Raw genomic sequence first — 6,623 nt, 5'->3', positions numbered from 1 at the left:
AGCGCACCACAGGCGATCGTGATGAACAGGAATGGGAACAGGCTTCCGGCGAATACGGGGCCGTCACCGTTGATGGCGAAGGAGGTAATCGCCGGCATCTGTACCTCGGGCCGCTCAATGACGATGGCGACCGCCAGGAGGACGATGACGCCGATCTTCATGAAGGTGGACAGGTAATCGCGCGGTGCGAGCAGAAGCCACACTGGCAGGATGGCTGCAACGATGCCGTAGATGATGATGGCGATGGACAGCGAGGTCTTGGACAAGGTGAAGATTTCTGCGCCCCACGGGGTTTCAGCGACCCAGCCGCCGCCGATAATCGCGGCCATCAGTAAGACCACGCCGATGATGGACACTTCGGTCACCCGCCCTGGGCGCAGGAAGCGCTGGTACAGCCCCATGAACATGGCGATCGGAATCGTCATCGCAATGGAGAACACGCCCCATGGCGAATCTGCAAGTGCATTGACGACGATCAACGACAAAACCGCGATAATGATGACCATGATGATGATCGTCGCCGCAATACCCGCGGCACCGCCGACCTTGCCCACTTCGTCACGAATCATCTGGCCAAGGGAACGGCCGCGGCGACGAGTGGATACCCACAAGACAAGGTAGTCCTGCACGGCACCAGCAAAGACCACACCGAACACGATCCACAGAGTGCCGGGCAGGTAGCCCATCTGGGCTGCCATGACGGGGCCGACCAGCGGACCAGCGCCCGCGATGGCTGCAAAATGATGGCCGAACAGCACGCGCCGGTCCGTAGGTACGAAGTCCGATCCGTCATTGACGTATTCGGCAGGTGTTGCACGGGTATTGCGTGGCTTGACCACCTTGTATTCAATCAAGCGCGCATAGAGGGTAAATCCGATGATGTAGGTGCCGATGGCAGCCGCCACCAACCACACTGAGTTAATTGTTTCGTCACGGTTGAGCGCAATCGCGCCCCATCCGAACGCAGCGATAATGGCGCATACGGCGATGATCAAGCGTTCGACTGGCCCAATCATCTTTTCTGGGCGAATACCGACGATATGTTCTTGACCGTCATCGGTGACGGTCGTCTCGACCCGGTCGGCGCCGGGTCCTTCAGTGATGGTGCTCACGAAATTTTGCCTTTCTAGTCCACACGTCCCCACCACAGGCCACACAATGTGATGGGTACGCCAAGAAGAAGCGTCTGTGATTCAGACCAACAAAGCATGACACACTTATGTTTCGCACCGGATAGGAATCGCGAAAATAGTGAGAAACCGGCCCCACACTGTCCAGGTGGAAAGTGCGGGGCCGGTTGTTCGTCGGTAAGCTACGTAGCTCTAGTCCAGGTTGAGCTGCAGGGAATTCGCGTCGACGGTAGCGGCGACCTCTGCCTCAAGTTCTTCCGGAACCTCGCGCTCGACGCGCAGGATCAGGATGGCACCGTCGCCCTTGGTCGCCTGGGTCAGCGCCGCGGCCTCGATGTTGATGCCAGAGTCGCCCAGCTTGGAGCCAACCTTGCCCAGCGCACCCGGCTGGTCGGTGTAGCGCAGGAAGAGGTTTTGGCCCTCAGCGCGCATATCGACGCCACGCCCGTTAATGCGCACGATCTTCTCAATGCGCTCCAGGCCGGTCAGGGCGCCGCGCACCGTAGCGGTTTCGCCCGCCGCTGACACAGCTTGGACTTCGACGACGGAACGGTGCGTCTCGGACTCAGTCTCCGTATCAACGGAGTATTCCAGACCACGAGCTTCAGCGATCTGTGGCGCGTTGACGAAGGTCACCGGCTCATTGGTCACACCGGAGAACAGGCCACGGACCGCGGACAAGCCCAGGACATTGACCTCCTCGGTGGACAGTTCGCCGCGCACGGTCACCTTGAGCGACACAGCAGCGTCTCCCAACAGCTTCCCTGCAACCAGGCCCAGCTTACGGGCCAGGTCCAGCCACGCGGAGACCTCTTCGCCGACGGAGCCGCCGGAGACATTGACCGCGTCAGGGACGAACTCGCCGGCCAGTGCCTTGAGGACGGAATCCGCCACGTCAGTACCTGCGCGGTCCTGCGCTTCAACGGTGGACGCGCCCAGGTGCGGGGTCACAACAACCTCGTCGAGCGCAAACAGTGGACTGTCAGTGCATGGCTCGGTGGCGTACACGTCAAAGCCAGCGCCGCGGATGTGGCCAGACGTGATCGCATCGGCCAAGGCCTGCTCGTCGACAAGCCCGCCGCGGGCCGCGTTGATAATGATCTGACCCTTCTTCGCCTTCGCCAACAGGTCCTTGTCGAACATGCCGGCGGTTTCCTTCGTCTTTGGAAGGTGGATGGTGACGAAATCAGCTCGCGCCATCAGATCCTCAAGCTCAACGAGTTCCACGCCCATCTGTGCTGCGCGAGACGGGTTCGCGTACGGATCATAGGCGATGATGGTGGTCTCAAAAGCCTGCAGACGCTGGGCAAAGAGCTGGCCGATGTGGCCAAAACCGACGATGCCAACGGTCTTGCCGAAGATCTCCACGCCCTTGAAGGAGGAACGCTTCCACTCCGCGTCGCGCAGGGTCTTGTCAGCAGCAGGGATCTGACGCGCGGTCGACAGCAGCAGAGCGATCGCGTGCTCGCACGCAGAGTGAATATTCGAGGTGGGGGCATTCGCCACCATCACACCACGCTCGGTTGCTGCCTCAATATCCACGTTGTCCAAGCCCACACCAGCGCGACCAACAATCTTGAGGTTAGACGCAGCTTCGAGCACTTCACGGTCCACAGTGGTGGCGGAACGCACCAGCAGCGCATCTGCCTCAGGAACAGCGGCGAGCAGCTCCGGGCGGTTAGGCCCATCGACCCAACGGACCTCGACTGCGTCACCCAGCGCGTCGACGGTGGATTGTGCAAGCTTGTCAGCGATAAGCACGACTGGTTTAGTCACGAAATTTTCTCCTGCGATCAGTACAAATAATCAATGGCGGCTGCCGAAGCTATCCTATCGCTGGCAAGCAACCCCGGGGTATCATTCGGCCTTAATTCTTGCTTCCGCCGCCCGGATTCGCTCAGCCAACTGTTCCTCGGTGCCAAACTCCTGCCCCAAGGCAAGCAATGGACGATCCGCCAAACCGATCATCTCACGTAAAGTTTCGTCGCTGATCACCGGATCGGGGTTATCCACAAGGCTGACTTCAGCACCAAAGCTGCGCGCGTTGATCACAGCCACAAGATCCGAGCGCTGCGTGGCTACCACTTTCGGGGCCATGTCGGCATCGCGTGGACCTTGCGCCGGAAACGGTCGCGCATCGGCACGCGTAGCGACGAAAGGTTCCTCCCATGTCGCCTGCAACCAGACAGGTTCCTCCTCATCCACGCCGACGACGGCGGCAACGGCATCCTCAGGCCGGTGCACTTCGACGACGTCATAAGCCAACGCCGTCATCGTCTCAAGCGCCTCCATGCCGCCTGGGTCACGGATTACCTGCACCGTGCCACGCGCCGGAGCCAACAACACCTCCCCGACCGTCAGAATGGTGTGTCCACGAAGCCGCTGGATCTCCTCCACCACCTGGCGATGGTTATCGGGCGTGTATACCAACATGGGCGCGTGCGTCATGATCGCCACAGAAGCGCCGCGCAGCGCAGCACTTACCGTGTCGTCGACGACGATCACCGTCTCTGAAGACTCGAACAGCGCGCGCGACGTCTCAAAACCGTGGGGGTCCTCCACCACCACGGGATGATCAGGGAAATTACTGCTGACCGAGCGGTTCTGGTTCACCGCGCGGGCCTGCTCGATGGGGTCCACGGCAGCTTCCGGTGCACACCCAGCTAGGAGACCTGCGCAGACGACGAGGGCGCTAATCCTCTGTGTCGTCGAGCGTGTCATCGAGTGCGTCGTCGTCACGCGCCTGCTCACCCTGGTCTGTGGATTCGAACTCACCGTCGCGGATTACAGCCTTGTTCATCGCGTACTCCACGATGCCGACGAAACGTTCGCGACGATCGTCGAAGAACTCGTGACACTTCGTTGAGAACAGGTGCTCCGGCTGCAGCTCATGCGTTTCCAGAACCGCATCGAACTCGTCGTCTTCCATGATGGACTTCGACTGGATGCGGCGCAGATAGCGCTTCGGCTCTCCCCCGTCCAGCACGACTTCGGTGCGCTTGCCCATGGGGGTGCGGTTGAGCATCGAGTAGGCGACCTCAGGATCAATGCCCTGCTGGATACAAAAGTCCGGTGGGAAAATCATGTAGAAGCCGGGCTGCAGCTCCGGCAAAGTCTCCTGAGTGAACTCCTGGCCGGTCCGCCAATCGCGCGCGCCGCGTGCCATTAACAGGGCATAGATACCACGGTAGACACCCGAATCCTCCCTCGCAGAGACCAGGCGGGACTCGTGGAACTCGGCGTCACGCACCGTCTTCGGTACCTCTTCGGTCTCCCCCCTCATCCACGCGGTGACTTGATCGGTGTCGCGGCCGGCACGCGTCGTCGGCGCAGAGCTGCCATAGAGCTCTCCGAACACGCCCGACCAGAACCACTGGTTCAGGCGATCACGGGCCTGCACGTCTTCCAACACCCCAGGGGTTTCTGCCAGGCGGGCCAGAAGCACCGCTAATGGCACCAACTGGTTGGTATATGGCACCTGATCAGTGGTGAGGATGCAACGCCGCGCAAGGAATACGGATGCTTGATCAAAAGCGCTGATCAGTTCCTCGGATGCATTGAGATAATCGTTCAGAGTGAGGTTCAAGATATCGCCGCGGTGGCCCGTTGCCTGCCCCCGCCGACCAGTCACTAGAAGGGAGACAGCGCGCAAGAAGTGAATTCGGTCGATGCCATCAAGCGCGGGGTGCTTGCGCAGGTGCTTCTGCACCTCTGCCCAGTGGTCCGCCAAGCGGAAGGACTCATCCTCTGCAGCGAACACGGCGGTGAGCAGCTCGAAAACATCCATGCGGTGGCCGGCAGTATTAGCGTGGGCGAAGATCTGCCCGACGCCCGATTGCGGCGTGTCGCGATCCAACCGGATCATTGGAATGTAATAGGCCGACACGGCCCGCAGCACTCGGCTATAAAACTTCTTCACGTCTTCGCGAATTTGCGGATCTTCCGAATGCGCCGCCATATCGAACAGGAGGTCATTGCCTTCCTCGTGCAGCAGGTAGGACACCGGAACCACGTAGTTGTTCAGCAGATCCTCGCGGGTGAGCAGCCCTCCCGTAATACTGGGCCCGAAGTGGGATTTCACGCGGCCTTCTTCGTCAACAGCAAAAACGGCCTCGTCGGGAAGCGCCTCCGAGGAGACGGCTAGGCGCACATCGACGTAGAAGCGCCGGCGGATGGGCTGGTTGCGGTAATCCACGGTGTCGACGAACCCATCGCCATGCAGCGCGTGATAAAGCACGGTGATGCGCTGGTGGCCGTCGAGCAGCAGAAGGCCTGGGTCCACGTTGAGATCAGGCGCGCGTTTGACCGGGCGTGGTTTGAAACGCGTCGGGGTGTTGCGAGTATCCAAGGCCAGCAGTGACCCGATGGGGTAACCGCGCAGCACGGAACCAATGACGGAACGGATGCTGTCAAGCGTCCATACCAAATCATGTTGGAAATCGGGCAGTTGCAGCTCGTTACGGTCGATACGTTCGAAAAGGTCTGTCAGTGAATAACTTGGAGAGGTAAAACCCATATACCCCACCCTAGCGCCGACGGCTGTGTTATGCGCAGCAAACCCGCGCTAAGTCACATCTTTAACACACGTGCTCGTGATCGATGTGTTCCGGATGCTCAATCTGAATAGTCGAGTGCTCAATATCGTGTACCCGCAGCCGCGCCTGCGCCTCGTCGAGAAGCGGCCCCGTGCACCCCTCGTCGGCCACCACCAAGTGGCATGTGGCTAGCACCTCTACCCCATTGGTCGACCAGACGTGCAGGTCATGCACCGCCTGAACCCCCGGGATCTGCTCCAGATCCGCCTGGATCGCGTCCATGTCCACCCCGTCCGGAACCTGGTCGAGCAAGACGCGTAACGACGACCGCAGCAGCTTCACCGCACGTGGCAGAACCATCGCGGCGATGATTAGGGATGCCACCGCGTCAGCCCATGTCCAGCCAGTGAAGTGGATGACTATGGCGGCAACAATCACTGCAACAGAGCCGAGCATATCGACGATCACATGAAGGAAAGCCCCTTCAACGTTGAGGGAGTTCTCGCGCTGCCGCGACAGAATCCACGCCGAGGCCGCATTCGCCAGCAGGCCAATCACGGCCACGGTAGACATGAGCCCCACGTGGATGTCTGCCTCTGACTGGGTGCGCAGTATGGCTTGTAGGACAATCACCACCGAAATCGCGATGACCGTCACGGCGTTAATGGCCGCGGCGAGCACCTCGACACCGCGGTAGCCGTAGGTTGCACGTGCCGACGCCGCCTTGCGCCCCACCAGCACGGCGATCACCGCGATGATCAGCCCCGTGGCATCAGAGAGCATGTGCATTGCATCGGCGAGCAAGGCCATGGAGCCGGAGACGAGACCACCGATCACCTCGGCGAAAAACACTACCGAGGTCAGCGTCAGCGCCGTGATCAGCGCACGCAAGGATGCCGACTGCGGATCAACCGCATGATCGTGGTCGTGATCGTGGTGGAGTTTCTTTCCAGTGGCC

Annotated in this window: 5 protein-coding genes; all 5 read right to left on the bottom strand. The window is 60.5% G+C overall.

Going from position 1 to position 6,623, the window contains the following annotated elements:
- The coding region (locus tag ACHFGA_RS08035; RefSeq protein WP_394281879.1) for a carbon starvation CstA family protein at positions 1–1,112 on the bottom strand (1,112 nt) is incomplete at its 3' end.
- Positions 1,113–1,322: 210 nt separating this feature from the next.
- Positions 1,323–2,906 (bottom strand): phosphoglycerate dehydrogenase, encoded by a 1,584-nt coding sequence (gene serA / locus ACHFGA_RS08030; RefSeq protein ID WP_394281878.1) that lies wholly within the window; start codon positions 2,904–2,906, stop codon positions 1,323–1,325.
- Between the two features lie 81 nt (positions 2,907–2,987).
- Complete coding sequence (locus ACHFGA_RS08025; protein ID WP_394281877.1) at positions 2,988–3,869, bottom strand: hypothetical protein; 882 nt, start codon at positions 3,867–3,869, stop codon at positions 2,988–2,990.
- A complete protein-coding gene (locus tag ACHFGA_RS08020; protein ID WP_394281876.1) occupies positions 3,823–5,646 on the bottom strand; it encodes a DUF262 domain-containing protein in 1,824 nt (607 codons plus the stop codon). The genes ACHFGA_RS08025 and ACHFGA_RS08020 overlap by 47 nt, the downstream gene beginning before the upstream one ends.
- Positions 5,647–5,707: 61 nt before the next feature.
- Positions 5,708–6,623 (bottom strand): cation diffusion facilitator family transporter (locus ACHFGA_RS08015; protein WP_394281875.1); only part of this gene is annotated, 916 nt, incomplete at its 5' end.

It is taken from the genome of Corynebacterium sp. (assembly GCF_043426755.1).
In the GTDB taxonomy this organism is placed as follows: Bacteria; Actinomycetota; Actinomycetes; order Mycobacteriales; family Mycobacteriaceae; genus Corynebacterium.
Note: the sequence above shows the minus strand (reverse complement) of the source record. Positions and strands in the feature narration are given on the sequence as shown.